Genomic DNA, 15196 nt, shown 5'->3' on the forward strand with positions numbered 1-15196 from the left:
ATGACGATGTTGCGAACTCTTTATCCTCAAAGTGGTAATTGGATTGCATACATGCAACTACTACTAAATAACTAATTTTTCAGTGCCAAGGGAGCATAGGTGGAAATGGGGGTTACTGACTAATATGGAAGGGTAGTCAAACGGCCCGCAGAGTGCGGTGTATAACAAAAAGAGAGGCTTGGACAATGATTTACGCACAGCCAGGAACCGAAGGTTCTGTTGTTTCCTTTAAAGAACGTTACGCAAACTATATTGGTGGTGAGTGGGTTGCGCCAGTAAAAGGTCAGTATTTCCAGAATACAACACCTGTCACTGGCGAAGCATTCTGTGAGATCCCACGCTCAACTGAAGAAGATATTAATCTGGCACTGGATGCTGCACATGCAGCTAAAGACGCCTGGGGCCGTACCTCTGTTACAGAGCGCTCCAACATTCTGCTGAAAATCGCAGATCGCATTGAACAAAATCTGGAAATGCTTGCTGTTGCTGAAACCTGGGATAACGGTAAAGCGGTTCGTGAAACACTGGCTGCCGACGTGCCTCTCTGTGTTGACCACTTCCGTTACTATGCCGGTTGTATCCGTGCTCAGGAAGGTTCCATGGGTGAAATCGATGAGAACACCGTTTCTTATCAGTTCCATGAGCCACTGGGTGTTGTTGGTCAGATCATTCCGTGGAACTTCCCGCTGCTGATGGCTGCCTGGAAACTGGCACCAGCACTGGTAACCGGTAACTGTGTGGTACTGAAACCCGCTGAGCAAACTCCTGTTTCTATCCTGAAAATGATCGAAGTGATTGGTGATCTGTTGCCACCGGGCGTACTGAACATCGTTAACGGTTTTGGTAAAGAAGCGGGTGAAGCGCTGGCTACCAGCAAGCGTATTGCCAAAATCGCCTTTACCGGATCGACTCCGGTCGGTGCTCACATCCTGAAATGTGCTGCTGATAACATCATCCCATCAACGGTTGAGCTGGGTGGTAAGTCTCCGAACATCTACTTTGAAGATGTTATGGATCAGGAAGAAGCGTTTGTCAGTAAAGCGGTTGAGGGTGCGGTTCTGGCATTCTTTAACCAGGGTGAAGTATGTACCTGCCCATCACGCTTGCTGATTCAGGAAAGCATTTACGATCAGTTCATCGCTAAAGTGATTGAGCGTGCTAAACAGATCAAACGTGGTAATCCGCTGGATACCGATACGATGGTGGGTGCTCAGGCTTCTCAACAGCAGTTCGATAAGATTATGTCTTATATGGAGATCGGTAAGTCAGAAGGTGCAGAGTTCCTGATCGGTGGTGACTCTCACGCAAATGATGGCGAGTTCAGTAAAGGTTACTATGTACAGCCGACTCTGATGAAGGGGCACAACAAGATGCGCGTCTTCCAGGAAGAGATCTTTGGTCCTGTGGTTGCCGTGACAACCTTCAAAGATGAAGCTGAAGCGCTGGAAATTGCCAACGATACTGAGTTTGGTCTCGGTGCCGGTGTCTGGACCCGCGACATGAACCGCTCTTACCGCATGGGTCGTGGTATCCAGGCTGGTCGGGTATGGACAAACTGCTACCACCTGTACCCAGCACACGCTGCGTTCGGTGGTTATAAGAAATCTGGTGTAGGTCGTGAGACTCACAAGATGATGCTGGATCATTATCAGCAGACCAAGAACATGCTGGTCAGCTACGATATCAATCCACTGGGCTTCTTCTAAGCCGGATTTAATTCCTAGAGCTATTCCCAGGGGCAGCTGGTCTGCCCCGCTTCTCAGTCTCCAGTCGTCGTTTGGAGATTCGCACCGCAGCCCACTCTGTACGAGTGGAATGCACTCCGCATCCGGTGTTCTTTTCATGCCGGATTATGTCGGTGTTTTTTGGCGGCCTTCTGGCCGCCTTTTTTCTTCCCTTCTGTCTACCTGAATCGTTTACAACGCGTTCGGCTCGATGCCGGTTTGCCGCTGAATCGTTGATGACGATCTGCGCAAGAGAGCTGAGCTGGTAGAACCGGCAATCACAGAGGCGGTATAAGGCCCGGCAGGACGATACCCTCCTTACAGGCCTGCGGAAACTGATATAATCGCTCCATTGATCTGAAATGGGGTGAGTTGTGCTGATAATATCCAACAACGTATCGATACCGGATGAGGAGATTGAGCTGAGTGCAATCCGCGCTCAGGGCAGCGGAGGGCAGAACGTTAACAAGGTTTCATCCGCTATCCATCTGCGTTTTGATATTAATGCCTCCTCTCTGCCGGAGTTTTACAAGGAACGGCTGCTGCAGTTAAAAGACTCACGCATAACCAAAGAGGGTGTGGTGGTGATAAAAGCCCAGCAGTTTCGCACTCAGGAGAAAAACCGGGAAGACGCGCTGCAGCGGTTACAGTTACTGATTCGTAGTGTCTCCGTGGTTCAGAAAGCGCGTCAGCCGACCAAACCGACCCGCTCATCCCAGCGTAAACGGGTGGATAGTAAAACCAGGCGGGGTCAGATTAAATCTTTGCGTGGCCGGGTAACCGATTAATTGAATGAAACCAGGGAGTAGATATTGATGAACAAGATTAAGCAGCTGAGCTTTGTGATGATGATGGGGGTTGCTGTGGTCAGCATGCAGGGCTGCTCGCCTGAAGTGGGCACTAAAGCCTGGTGTGAAGAGCTGAAAGAGAAACCAAAGGGCGACTGGACAGCGAATGAAGCGAAAGACTTTGCTAAGCACTGTATCTTCTAACTGACTGATGTCATTCACAAACTCAGCACCCGGCGGTCTTTTATAGACTAAAACAGGAGTGCTTTTAGTTCCAAAGTACCATATGTGATTAGCACGCCTCTTCATATGATTAAAGACAGTCACAAGACTGGAACAATCTAATAACAAAAGAGGTAATGAGTATGTGGACTAAACCAGCTTATACAGATCTGCGTATCGGTTTCGAAGTAACAATGTACTTCGCTAACCGCTAAGCAATCTATCAGACTCCGCCCACGGGTGGAGTCTTTTAGTTTTCTCTGTTCAGACACACCGACAAGATAATAATAACAATGAAAATACAAGTATTAGGCTCCGCAGCGGGCGGCGGCTTTCCCCAGTGGAACTGTAACTGCCGTAACTGTGCCGGCTATCGGGCCGGAACCCTCAATGCCAAATCCCGGACTCAGTCATCTATCGCTGTGAGTGCCAACGGTGAAGACTGGATTCTGTTTAATGCCTCGCCGGATATTCGCCAGCAACTGGCTGACTTTGCGCCGATGCAACCGAATCGAAAGATTCGTGATACCGGCATTGCGGCGATTGTCTTCATCGACAGCCAGATTGACCATACCACCGGTCTGCTGATGCTGCGTGAAGGCTGCCCCCATGAGGTCTGGTGTACCGATATGGTGTATCAGGATCTGACCACCGGTTTCCCCATCTTTAAGATGCTGGAACACTGGAATGGCGGCATCAAACGCAACCGAATTCCCGTTGAGGGATCGGTAGAAGAGGGCACCAACACCTTTGTGATCCCTCAGGTACCCGAATTGAAACTGACAGCGGTCGCGCTGCTCAGCAGTGCGCCACCCTATTCACCGCATCGCAACGATCCCCACCCAGGGGACAATATAGGTATCCTGATAGAAGATACCCGCAGCGGGAAAACTCTGTTCTATGCCCCTGGTCTCGGCCAGATTGAACCCCACCTCAAACCGATTATGAAAGACGCGGACTGTTTGCTGGTTGACGGCACCATCTGGCGCGACGATGAGCTGATCACCTCCGGTGTTGGCGACAAGCTTGGCGTCACCATGGGCCATCTGGCGCAGTCCCGTAATGATGAAACCGGTAAGGGTGGCATGATCGACTTTCTGGATACGCTGGATAAGCCCCGGAAAGTGCTGATCCACATTAACAATACCAATCCGATTCTTGATGAAGACTCACCGGAACGGGCCGAAGTGGAAGCCCACGGTATCGAAGTCTCCTGGGACGGAATGGGTATAGAACTCTGAGAGGTTTTACCATGAATGCACAGATGAACGAAGCCGGTAAAAAGCAGGATCAGCCACCCATGAGCCGGGACGAATTTGAACAGGCGCTGCGGGCAAAAAGCGCCTTCTATCATACACAGCACCCTTACCATATCGCCATGTACAACGGCAGCTGCACTAAGGAGCAGATTCAGGGCTGGGTGGCTAACCGGTTTTATTATCAGATCTCCATTCCGGTGAAAGATGCCGCGATTATGGCCAACTGCCCCGACCGGGAAGTGCGCCGGCACTGGGTGCAGCGAGTGCTGGATCATGATGGTTATGACGGTGCCGTGGGGGGCATCGAAGCCTGGTTGCAACTGGGCGAAGCGGTGGGTCTGACCCGCGAAGAGATCCTCTCTGAGGAACACGTGCTGCCGGGGGTTCGTTTTGCGGTGGATGCCTATGTCAATTTTGCCCGCCGGGCCGACTGGCATGAAGCGGCCAGCTCCTCGCTGACAGAACTGTTTGCACCGACGATCCATCAGAATCGTCTGGATACCTGGCCGGGGCACTATCCCTGGATTAAAGAGGATGGCTATCAGTATTTCCGTAACCGTCTGACCGAAGCCCGTCGCGATGTGATACATGGGCTGGAGATCACGCTGGATTACTACAAAACCCGCGAGCAGCAGGAACGGATGCTCAACATCCTGCAGTTTAAACTGGATGTGCTGTGGACCATGCTGGATTCGATGACGATGGCGTATGAACTGAATCGTCCGCCGTATCACACCGTCACCGACGAGAAGATCTACCATAAAGGTCTGTTTGCATGAGCAGTGCAGACCAGAGCGCTGCGATAACCCTGGAATCGGTGCCTGCGCTGAATCGCATGTTCCGCTTCCAGTGGGAGAAAGCGCAGGACTGTTACGTACTGCTCTATCCCGAGGGGATGGTCAAACTGAACGGCCCGGCCGGTGAAGTGCTGGCGCTGGTCGATGGTCAGCGTACTGCAGCGGATATTATCCAGACACTGCAGGCGAAATTCCCCGATGCCGAGGGGATCGACCGGGATATTCTGGATTTTTTAGGAGACGCCCGTGAGCAACTCTGGATCAGCCTGTAACGGTCAGCCTTCACAGGCTCCCTCTTTAAGCAGTATCCCAGGCCATGGCCAGCCGCTCTGGTTGCTGGCTGAACTGACCTATAAATGTCCACTACAGTGCCCCTATTGCGCCAACCCGGTGGACTTTGCCAGTAAAACGGGAGAGCTGACGACCGCTGAGTGGATCGATGTGTTTACGCAGGCCCGTGAACTGGGCGCTGCTCAACTGGGTTTTTCCGGCGGCGAGCCTCTGGTGCGTCAGGATCTGATCGAGCTGATCAGGGAAGCACGTAATCTGGGTTATTATTCCAACCTGATCACCTCAGGGGTGGGATTAAACGAGCGTAAGATTGCCGATTTCCGCGAGGCGGGGCTGGATCATATTCAGGTCAGCTTTCAGGCAGCAGATCCCGAAGTCAACAACCTGCTGGCGGGGTCGGAAAAGGCGTTTAAGCAGAAGCTGGCGATGGCCCGTGAAGTGAAAGCTCAGGGTTATCCGATGGTGCTTAACTTTGTCACCCATCGTCATAATATCGATCAGATCGACCGTATTATCGAACTTTGTGTTGAACTCAAAGCGGATTACGTTGAACTGGCCACCTGTCAGTATTATGGCTGGGCGTATGAAAACCGTAACGATCTGCTGCCCACCCGGGCGCAACTGGAACGGGCGGAACGGATCACCAATGAATATCGTGACCGGCTGGCGGCGGAAGGCAATCCGATCAAGATTATCTTTGTTACTCCGGACTACTACGAAGAGCGCCCCAAAGGCTGCATGAACGGCTGGGGCCAGGTATTTCTCACAGTCACCCCGGATGGCACTGCGCTGCCGTGTCACAGTGCCCGCATGCTGCCGATCGAGTTCCCCAATGTGCGGGAGCAGAGTATCGAGCAGATCTGGAACCAGTCCAATGGCTTCAATCACTTCCGTGGCTATGAGTGGATGAAAGAGCCGTGTCGTAGCTGTGATGAAAAAGAGAAGGATTTTGGTGGTTGTCGCTGCCAGGCCTTTATGATGACCGGTGATGCCAACAATACCGACCCGGTGTGCAGTAAATCACCTCATCACGATCTGATCATTCAGGCCCGGGAAGAGGCTGAGCTACCCTCCCACAAAGAACCGATCTACCGTAACGAGCGCAACTCAAAGGTGTTCTGCAAAAGCTGATATGGTAGCCTGATGCTCTCAACAGCCTGCGCGGATACCACCTCAATATGCCCAAGTATGGTTTCTTTGAATCCTCTCTCAGCGCCGCCGATGCCGTAGCGGCGGGGCTGGAATATGGTCAGCTGCACGCCTGTGATCTGGGCCTTTTCTGGGTGGAATACCGGCCAGCCGATGGCGGCCGAAACCTTCTGATTCAGCGCTGCTGGGATGGCCAGGTGCACTGTCTGACACCGCCAGGGTTTAGTGTCCGCAGTGGTGTCTGTGAGTATGGGGGTAAAAGTTGGTGTGTAGCGGGTCAGCAGATCGCTTTTGTGAATGCCGCTGATCAGCAGATCTGGTTGCAGAGCACAGAACAGCCTCCACGACAACTCACCGATACCCCCGACTGCCGCTATGGCGATCTGCTGTTTGATCCGCATTTTCAGCGTCTCCTCGCCGTTCAGGAACAAGCCACTGACGATCCCACACAACCCTGTCACCGCCTGGTGGCCGTTGATATTGTCAGCGGGCAGGTGAGCATTCTGGCGCAGGGCGATGATTTTTATGCATCGCCGACACTCAGTCACGATAGTCGCCAGCTGGCCTGGATAAGCTGGAACCACCCCCATATGCCCTGGGTCAGCACCCGGCTCAACCTCGCCAACGTCAATACAGACGGATCTTTAATTGACCATCGTATTGTCGCGGGAGAGGTAACCGAGGAATCAATTCAGCAGCCGCGATTCTCACAGGATGGCGCACTGGTCGCGATAACCGATAAAAGTGGTTGGTGGAGTTTATACCGTTATCTGTTTAATGAAGCGAATGATGAGAGCCGAGTGCCTGAAACCGGTTTGACAGATGCGGGGGGGCTGTCTGCGCCTGAATCGCCGCAACCTCTCTGTCCGCGGCATAACGACTTTGGCATTCCCCAGTGGCAACTGGGTGTGTCGACCTGGGATCAGTTGGATAACAACCGCTGGGTTGCCTGTTATATGGAGCAGGGTGAAGGGCGGTTAGTGATCGGCTCAGAGACAGATAATGAGAACATAGCGGAGACAAGGCTGGCGGAGAACTATGTTCTGTTCCGTCATATCTGCTGTTTTCGGGGCCGGATTTACTGCATCGCTGCGGCGAATGACCGGGCGCCCGCGATCCTTGAGTGCAGGCCAGAGTCGAACACCGATATCACCGTGATCGCAGGCGGCTCACAACCTGCGCTGAAACCCGTTCAGCCAAAACCGGTCAGCTATCCGGTAGCCGGTGAAACAGCATTCGGCTTTCTTTATCTGCCGCAACCGCCCGCTGATAACAAAGAAAAACCTCCGCTGATTGTGTTTAGTCACGGCGGGCCCACGGCAGCCACCTATCCCGTTTATAACCCCAAAATCCAGTTCTGGACCAGCCGGGGTTTCGCCGTTGTTGATCTTAATTATCGCGGCAGCACCGGCTATGGGCGTGATTATCGGTTGAGATTAGCCCGCAGTTGGGGACAGACGGACTGGGAGGATGCTGAGGCCGCAGTGGATTATCTGGCGAGAGAAGGCCTGATCGACGCGGATAATGTGTTTATTCGTGGCAGTAGTGCCGGTGGCTACACCACCCTCTGTGCGCTGACATTCAGTGACCGGTTTAAAGGCGGGGCCAGCTATTACGGTGTCAGTGATCCGCTAGCGTTGACCCGGGACACTCATAAGTTTGAAAGCCACTATCTTGACTGGCTGATTGGTGATCCTCAGATAGATGTCGATCTCTACCGCCAGCGTAGTCCGCTGGAACATGCCGAGCAGATTAAATGCCCGATGATCTTCTTTCAGGGGGGCAAAGACCGGGTGGTGGTGCCACAGCAGACAGAAGTAATGGTCAGCGCCCTGAAGAGCAATAAAGTACCCGTTGAATATCACCTGTATCCTGAAGAGCAACATGGCTTCAGGCAGGCAGACAATCAGATACACAGTCTTGAAGCTGAATTGCAGTTTTATCGGAGTCTTCTGAACTGATGCAGCCTCAATTTTGTTGTAGAGATCTCACCTGATAATGTCGCAATCTTCTGGTACAATGCGCGACCTTACAATATCGTCCTTAATCCTGCTGCCCTGGGGCAGAGGCATCGAGAATATTAACTACCGGAGTGACAATGAGTACAGAACAAGCTCTGCGTGATCGCAGCGAGTCAAAATGTGAGCTGTGTAGCGCAACCGATAACCTGAGTGTTTATGAAGTACCGCCAGGTTCAGTGGGTGGTGTCGATGACTCTGTGCTGGTGTGTGCCACCTGCAAAGGCCAGATTGAAAATCCAGAAACCATGGACGCTAACCACTGGCGTTGTCTGAACGACAGCATGTGGAATCCAGCACCGGCTGTGCAGGTTGTTGCATGGCGGATGCTTAACCGTCTGCGCAGCGAAGGCTGGCCGCAGGATCTGCTGGACATGATGTATCTGGATGATGAAACGTCACTCTGGGCGAAAGCTACCGGCGACCATCTGGATGATTCTGAAAAAGTGATTCACCGCGACAGCAATGGTGCCATTCTGGAAGCAGGCGATAACGTCGTGCTGATCAAAGATCTCGATGTGAAAGGTGCTGGCTTCACCGCCAAGCGGGGCACTGCGGTTCGCGGTATCTCTCTGGTGCAGGATAACGCAGAACATATCGAAGGTCGTGTCAACGGCACCCGCATTGTGATTCTGACCAAGTTTGTGAAGAAATCCTGATTCGGTTGTGAATGCTAAGAACGCGCCTCAGGGCGCGTTTTTTTATAGTAAATCTAAAGGGCTTGATGTACCTGCATAGTGTTCTCCAATCACATGCGTGTAGATCTGAGTGGTTTTAACATCGCTGTGGCCTAACAGTTCCTGTACGGTCCTGATATCCCTGCCAGCCTCTAGCAGGTGGGTAGCAAACGAATGTCTGAAGGTATGGCAACTCACACGTTTGAAGCGGATGTCGGTTTTAGCAACCGCTTGCTTTAACGCTTTTCGCGGTGCGGAATCATGCAAGTGATGTCGACATATCTGCCCGGAAAGTGGGTGCGGACATAAGTTGTTAGAGGGGAAAAGATACATCCACCCGGGTTGGCGAAAGGCGTTTGGGTATTTTCTATCAAGCGCAAATGGCAAAGAGGGGCCTATGCCCTGACGGTTGTCCTCCTGTTGAGTTTTCAACGCTATATCCATTTGTGCTTCTAACTCTGAAAATAGGTTGCGGCTTAAAATGGTTTGACGGTCTTTGCTTCCTTTCCCATCGCGTACCAATAACGCCCTACGTTCAAAGCAAATATCTTGAAGGCGCAACCGCAGGCACTCTGTAATACGCAGTCCGCTTCCATAGAGCAGTGAAAATATGAGTTTGTGACGACCTTCCATTTGGTTGAGAATTGAGCTGACCTCTGACGGAGTTAACACGACAGGCAGCCTTCTGGAACGAGTAGCCTGGTTAAAGCCCAGTTCTCCTAATTCAATCTTAAGAATTTTGTGGTACAAAAACGCTAAGGCGTTGAGTGCGGTTTTTTGAGTATTAATCGAGACATGTTGTTCATTAGCCATCCAGGATAAAAAAGCTGTTACCTGCACAGCGCCCATTTCTGCAGGGTGTTTTTTTTGATGGAACAAGATGTAGCGTTTGATCCAAAGAAGATAGGTTTTTTCAGTTCGTATACTATAGCCGCGCAATCGAATCTCTTTGCGAACCTGTTCCAGAAAAGGACTTTTAGGCATAACGCACCTCCGTGTGAAAATTATGCTTTCTGTATATATATACAGTTTATTTTATTCTGTCCAGCGGTTATGCTCGTTTAATCGTTTGAGAAGGCTCGTTTTGCTGCTTAGGTTTTTTGCAAAACATAATAAAAACAAAGGGATAGGTTAAAAATGCTGGTGGGATACTACGCCGGGTAAGGAATGCATATGCGCATTCTCGTTTTTATCTTAAAGGAGATCGCGATGTTCATAAATTCCTCTTTACTATCTGATAGTTATCATCCCTTTAGGCAATTCAGCTCGGTATGCATATGCGCCGGCATAGTATTAAAATGTTATATTTCAAGGATAGTTATGAGAAAGCTGATAGTTTTAATTATTACTGTGTTGGGCCTATATGGTTGTTCTGCTACAGGCCCTGTTTTCAAGCCAGTCGAAACTACTTCCCATGATAGAGCTACGGTTTACATATATCGACCATATGTATTCTTTAACGCGGGTGGGTGGCCTGAAATTTATGTGGATGAAAAAAAGCTCTTTGCCCTTAAAAATCAGGGGTATGGTGTTGTTCATTTGAGACCAGGCGAACATCAAATAAAGGCTGAAGGCTCTATGTTATTTACAAATTGGTATCCCGGCCCAATGGAAATATCACATAACTTTAAGGCAAACCATGAATACTATGTGAGGGTAACGCCACAAATGACAGATGCAATGGTGGTTGGCAGCATCATGACAATGGCCGGAAAAGCCAACGTTTCAATTATTCCAAAAGAAAACGCAATAAAAGAAATCTCAGACACAAAGAAAATTATTGATATTGAAATATAACAAAGCCAGCCAGCAGGACCGCTTACTCGTCGCTTCGCTCCGTTGCGGCGGCCGCTGCTTGCGACGTTATAACTCGTAGCGTTACCTATGAACAAAGAATTTAGAGAGTATTTAGAGTTGCATATAAATGAACTATACTCTTTAGAAGGTAAATCATTCAAAACCAGGATATTTAGCTCCCTAGAAAAAGCCATACCTGATTCAACACTTGAAATAACGGAGGTTTTTACTAGCGATGAATTAGAACAAGTCTGGAAAAACTTTGATTCGCATACTTCTGAGTTGGGTATTGCCCCTATAGCTGAGTTTTATGGAAATATGGTTTTATGTCTGGGGCATGAAAGAAATAATTTTGGTAAAGTTTACTATTTTGATTTCGATTTCGGCTGCATAGGTCTTTGCGATTCACTATCGGAGTTCTCTGCTCATGTTCAGGAAGGCTAGTCAACGTTATAACAAGTTGCACCAACTGACATTTTTTCCGTCGCTCCTTTTTGTGCTTAATAGCACAAACGGGCTCCTCCAAAAATGCAGTTGTGCAAAGCGTTATAACCCAAAAGAAAAATACTGGTAGTTGGTTTCAAAAAAAGAAACCAATGGTTCCAAAAAACGGTTTTAAATTAAGCGGTAAAGAGCATGGGGGTTTCATGATTAAGAATAATAATTTTGAAATGCCCTGGCTTCGGTAAAAGAAAGCATTCGAGTATCGGCACACGTAAAAGTATGGAGTGTTACTTCAATAAATTCTTGCTTTCATTTAAGTACAGCGGTATTTTCGAGTCTCGTTAAAAACAAACCACCCAGCTTCAAGGGTCTGAGGCAACATGCACATTATCGGTTATAACAAGGGCCTTCAAAGGATTCGCGGCACTGTTCGTGCCGCTTCGGTAAGTGCTGTGGCGCTCACCTTTGAGGCTGGGCGTTATGGCTAAAAAAACTGAGAATAATTCATGGAATTTGAACAAATAGATTCAATAGAAAAGCTTCAAGAGCTATATGGCATGCCAACGGAGCTAGTTATAAAGAAGCAAAAGACTAAACTCGACAAATATAGCAAACAGTTTTTAGAACTGTCCCCATTCTCAGTGCTGGCAACATCAAGCTTAGAAGGTAATATGGACTGTTCACCGAGAGGTGACTACCCCGGTTTCATCCGAGTATTGGATGACAATACTATTGCATTGCCAGACAGACCAGGGAATAACCGTTTGGATAGTTTGTACAACGTTATAGAGAATCCTAATGTTGGGCTTTTAATATTAGTCCCGGGCTTCGCCGAATGCCTACGGATTAATGGCGTTGCGAAAGTAGCAATTAATGCTAGTCTACTTTCTCAATTTGAGCACCAAGGTAAGCTGCCTAAATCTGTATTAGTTATTTCAATCAAAGAAATATACTTTCATTGTGCCAAGGCTATTACTCGTTCCAAGCTATGGGCTTCCGAATCACAGATAGAGCGTAATATTATGCCGAGTCTAGGAAAAATACTGATGCACCAGATTGATCCTTCAAAATCAGAAGACGAAGTCAAGAATGTAGAAGAGTTAATCGAAAACAGGGTGAAAACCACTCTGTACTGAGCATGGCCATAACAAACCGCTCAAACATCGTTCCGGCTGCAAAAAGCGCAGCCTCCTCTGGACTCGCTAACGCTCGCCGTTTAGCGGGGCGTTATGAGTCAATGAGTATCTAATTATGTCGGTAGAACCACATCTGATATACCAGTCCATGATGCTGGAAATAAAGATACGAATTAGTAGGGAAAGATAGGACAGGCACTCTTTAAAAAGAAACAGGCTTCTCATGTGTTTAGAATGAGGCATCGTTTTATTTCTAAACAGGTGAAAGATAGCAGAAAAGGAAAGATAGGACAGGCACTCTTTAAAAAGAAACAGGCTTCTCATGTGTTTAGAATGAGGCATCGTTTTATTTCTAATACCAGGAAGCCTGCAATGATGTCGATTTGACTAAATACCCGGATTGCAGCCTTTTTCAGCCAGTTTTAGCATGTGAACGGGGTCAGGTCTTGCATTTTGCAAACATACTACTAAGTTGAATGGTAGGTAACTATCAGGATTTGTGTTGTGGCTCGACCCTTAAGAATTGAATTTGCAGGCGCGCTGTATCACGTTACGGCCAGAGGGAATGCGCGAGCGCCCATTTATTTCTCAGATGAAGATCGCGATGCATTCTTAACATTGCTTGCAGAGGTATGTAATCGTTTTAACTGGGCATGTCATGCCTACTGTCTGATGGATAATCATTACCATTTATTAATTGAAACGGCAGATGCAAACCTTTCTAAAGGAATGCGCCAGTTGAATGGCGTGTTTACCCAATACATCAATAGAACTCATAGTCGGGTAGGACATCTTTTTCAGGGGCGATACAAAGCTATTCTGGTTGAGAAAGATAGCTACCTGCAGGAATTGAGTCGTTACATTGTTCTTAACCCTGTACGAGCAAGAATGGTGTACAACGCAGAAGAGTGGCCATGGAGTAGTTACCGTGCAATGGTGGGATTAAGTGAGCCCCGTAGCTGTTTGACGCTTGAAGCGGTGCTGTCAGTGTTTGGGTTAAAACAGGAAAAAGCGCAACAGGTGTACCGTCTATTTGTTGATGATGGCCTTAATCAGCTTTCACCCTGGGAGGAATTAAAAAATCAGGTCTATCTGGGTTCGGATGCTTTTGTCGACGAGGTTCAATGCCAATTGAAACCTGATCAGTCATTAGAAGAGATCCCGCGCTTACAGAAAAGCGGACCACTGAAGGCACTATCCTATTATGCAAAAAAATATCCTGATCGAAACGAAGCAATGATCAAGGCCTATCAAAGTCAGCACTATACGCTGAGGAAAGATAGGACACTGAGGAAAGATAGGACAGGCACTCTTTAAAAAGAAACAGGCTTCTCATGTGTTTAGAATGAGGCATCGTTTTATTTCTAATACCAGGAAGCCTGCAATGATGTCGATTTGGCTAAATACCCGGATTGCAGCCTTTTTCAGCCAGTTTTTACCCTCAGTTGTTACCAACTGATCACGCTTTGGCTAAGTTCTTTTAGGTATTTCAGGCGGCTTGAGCTGATCGTCGCTTGCGGGCGAATTTTTTTGGATAGAGCATTTCAAATTGTGTCGCGTTGCTGAGCCATTCTTTTTGATCTATTTCGAGCCTTTTCAATATCGGAGGCAGGTGCATAGCAATAGCACCGCGCTTATCGTTGCGCACGATTCGTCCAGTCAGATCAACCAGAGTCAGGTAGTCCTGCAGACTGAACAGTATGCCAGCCTGTTCCTCATTCCGAGCATCTCCCTCAAAGGGTAACAGTGGTTTGACCGGGAACGGGAACGGCTGCAATGTCTGTTGCTCCTGTTGGAATTGAATGGCGCAGCTGGAGTCTGATTGAGGGGCGATTCTTTGTTTAAGACTGGTGTGTTCAGAGGTCTCTGGTGTCTCTGCCATATCGGCACGTATGGGGTTCAGGTCGACATAGGCCATGCAGGAAAGTAAAGCCTCTTCCGTTAACAGTGCCTGACATTTAAACCGCGATTCCCAGAAGTGGCCACTGCAGTGGTCTTCTTGATTGGCTTGTCGGGCGATCGGTTCATTGAGACATTTCATAAACCAACTGAGACTGGTAAGGCGTTTCCGATAAACCGCTATGGTGTCACTAACCGAGCGTATTTGCGCGCTGGTCAGTGTGTCTCCTGTCCGCCACCGCTGGATAAGTAAGGGGCCTTTGAATAAGCTGAGCCAGCGGTCAACCACATCGGTATCTGACCATGCTAAGGCTTCATCCGCGTTCAGTTTAACCACGATATGGTGGTGATTAGACATAATGGCATAGGCGCACACATCGATTGCAAAAAGGGAAGAGAGTATACGTATGCGGTCTTCTATCCATTGCCGCCGGTGTGCGTAATTTTTACCGGTAGCATGGTCTATACCACATAAAAAAGAGCGCCGAACACAGCGGGAAACGACATGGTAGTAGGGTGTGTCTTGAATACAGACCTGTTCCTTTCTGGGGCGAGTCATCGTTAAAGTCCTTTTTTCGATGGTTTGGGGGGTGAACAATCTTAGTCTGGAATTGCACTGAAGAGTTGTCAATGTTTTGAAGAAGAATTGAAGAATGCCTGTCCCTGTTTAATTGCTGTTTAATTATCCTGTTTAATTATTTAGTAGGGTGTTCTTTTTAACGGCTCTTGCGGTTATGGAGCTGTTATTTTTAAATTAAACTGCATTGACCCATTCAAACGCTGATTCTATCGCTAAGTTATCTTGATAACTCTTTGATATTTTTAATAGATCTGTAAGTAAGCCTCGATAGTTCAGCGTTAATCCTACAATGATGTACCTATCAGTTTGCCAATAGAGAGTGTCTGAAGAGGGACCTTTATGAATGATATTAAGTTTACCAAAGATGAGACTGACCGGATTGTCAGTAATATAAATGCGAAAAGGGGACAGATTT

16 protein-coding genes are annotated in these 15196 nt (G+C 48.5%); 14 read left to right on the forward strand and 2 right to left on the reverse strand.

Annotated features, from left to right (window positions below):
* The first annotated feature begins 185 nt into the window (after nt 1–185).
* The 10 genes from exaC (at nt 186) to OCU43_RS09330 (ending at nt 8907) form a co-directional block, all read left to right on the forward strand.
* Nucleotides 186–1706: an acetaldehyde dehydrogenase ExaC gene (exaC, locus tag OCU43_RS09285; RefSeq protein WP_091353811.1), complete on the forward strand. Its 1521-nt coding sequence runs from the start codon at nt 186–188 to the stop codon at nt 1704–1706.
* Nucleotides 1707–2098: 392 nt separating this feature from the next.
* Nucleotides 2099–2512 carry an alternative ribosome rescue aminoacyl-tRNA hydrolase ArfB gene (arfB, locus tag OCU43_RS09290; RefSeq protein ID WP_091353814.1) on the forward strand — a complete coding sequence of 138 codons (414 nt, stop codon included), beginning with the start codon at nt 2099–2101 and terminating at the stop codon, nt 2510–2512.
* Nucleotides 2513–2539: 27 nt separating this feature from the next.
* Entirely contained in the window at nt 2540–2716 is a 177-nt protein-coding gene (locus OCU43_RS09295; protein WP_091353817.1) for a DUF3012 domain-containing protein, read from the forward strand.
* 161 nt (nt 2717–2877) lie between these two features.
* Entirely contained in the window at nt 2878–2949 is a 72-nt protein-coding gene (gene pqqA, locus OCU43_RS09300) for a pyrroloquinoline quinone precursor peptide PqqA (RefSeq protein WP_003243383.1), read from the forward strand.
* Between the two features lie 78 nt (nt 2950–3027).
* Nucleotides 3028–3975: a pyrroloquinoline quinone biosynthesis protein PqqB gene (pqqB, locus tag OCU43_RS09305; RefSeq protein WP_261833000.1), complete on the forward strand. Its 948-nt coding sequence runs from the start codon at nt 3028–3030 to the stop codon at nt 3973–3975.
* Between the two features lie 11 nt (nt 3976–3986).
* Nucleotides 3987–4772, forward strand: coding sequence for a pyrroloquinoline-quinone synthase PqqC (pqqC, locus tag OCU43_RS09310; protein WP_091357939.1), 786 nt, complete (start codon nt 3987–3989; stop codon nt 4770–4772).
* Entirely contained in the window at nt 4769–5062 is a 294-nt protein-coding gene (gene pqqD, locus OCU43_RS09315; RefSeq protein ID WP_205213052.1) for a pyrroloquinoline quinone biosynthesis peptide chaperone PqqD, read from the forward strand. Before pqqC ends, pqqD begins: the two co-directional genes overlap by 4 nt.
* A 34-nt stretch (nt 5063–5096) precedes the next feature.
* Complete coding sequence (gene pqqE / locus OCU43_RS09320; RefSeq protein ID WP_091358580.1) at nt 5097–6212, forward strand: pyrroloquinoline quinone biosynthesis protein PqqE; 1116 nt, start codon at nt 5097–5099, stop codon at nt 6210–6212.
* 47 nt (nt 6213–6259) lie between these two features.
* Nucleotides 6260–8191 (forward strand): alpha/beta hydrolase family protein, encoded by a 1932-nt coding sequence (locus OCU43_RS09325; protein ID WP_091357948.1) that lies wholly within the window; start codon nt 6260–6262, stop codon nt 8189–8191.
* Between the two features lie 137 nt (nt 8192–8328).
* Nucleotides 8329–8907, forward strand: a complete 579-nt coding sequence (locus OCU43_RS09330) for a PhnA domain-containing protein (RefSeq protein WP_091357950.1) — start codon at nt 8329–8331, stop codon at nt 8905–8907.
* 42 nt (nt 8908–8949) lie between these two features.
* On the opposite strand, the gene OCU43_RS09335 is transcribed toward OCU43_RS09330, so the two are convergent.
* The gene (locus OCU43_RS09335; protein ID WP_091357954.1) at nt 8950–9909 is read right to left on the reverse strand and encodes an integron integrase; all 960 of its coding nucleotides are present in this window, start codon (nt 9907–9909) and stop codon (nt 8950–8952) included.
* Nucleotides 9910–10245: 336 nt separating this feature from the next.
* Here OCU43_RS09335 and OCU43_RS09340 point away from each other — a divergent pair, with 336 nt between their 5' ends.
* From OCU43_RS09340 to OCU43_RS09355, 4 genes are all read left to right on the forward strand, one after another.
* Nucleotides 10246–10722 carry a DUF2846 domain-containing protein gene (locus OCU43_RS09340; protein WP_175483513.1) on the forward strand — a complete coding sequence of 159 codons (477 nt, stop codon included), beginning with the start codon at nt 10246–10248 and terminating at the stop codon, nt 10720–10722.
* An 87-nt stretch (nt 10723–10809) separates the two neighbouring features.
* A complete protein-coding gene (locus OCU43_RS09345) occupies nt 10810–11166 on the forward strand; it encodes a hypothetical protein (protein ID WP_091357959.1) in 357 nt (118 codons plus the stop codon).
* A 506-nt stretch (nt 11167–11672) separates the two neighbouring features.
* Complete coding sequence (locus OCU43_RS09350) at nt 11673–12302, forward strand: pyridoxamine 5'-phosphate oxidase family protein (protein WP_091357962.1); 630 nt, start codon at nt 11673–11675, stop codon at nt 12300–12302.
* 504 nt (nt 12303–12806) lie between these two features.
* Nucleotides 12807–13619, forward strand: coding sequence for an REP-associated tyrosine transposase (locus OCU43_RS09355; RefSeq protein WP_091357965.1), 813 nt, complete (start codon nt 12807–12809; stop codon nt 13617–13619).
* A 172-nt stretch (nt 13620–13791) separates the two neighbouring features.
* Here the strand turns inward: OCU43_RS09355 and OCU43_RS09360 are convergent, their stop codons facing one another.
* On the reverse strand, nt 13792–14760 hold the full coding sequence (locus tag OCU43_RS09360; RefSeq protein ID WP_091357966.1) for a transposase: 969 nt from the start codon (nt 14758–14760) through the stop codon (nt 13792–13794).
* Between the last annotated feature and the right edge of the window lie 436 nt (nt 14761–15196).

It is taken from the genome of Amphritea atlantica (assembly GCF_024347255.1).
In the GTDB taxonomy this organism is placed as follows: Bacteria; Pseudomonadota; Gammaproteobacteria; order Pseudomonadales; family Balneatricaceae; genus Amphritea; species Amphritea atlantica.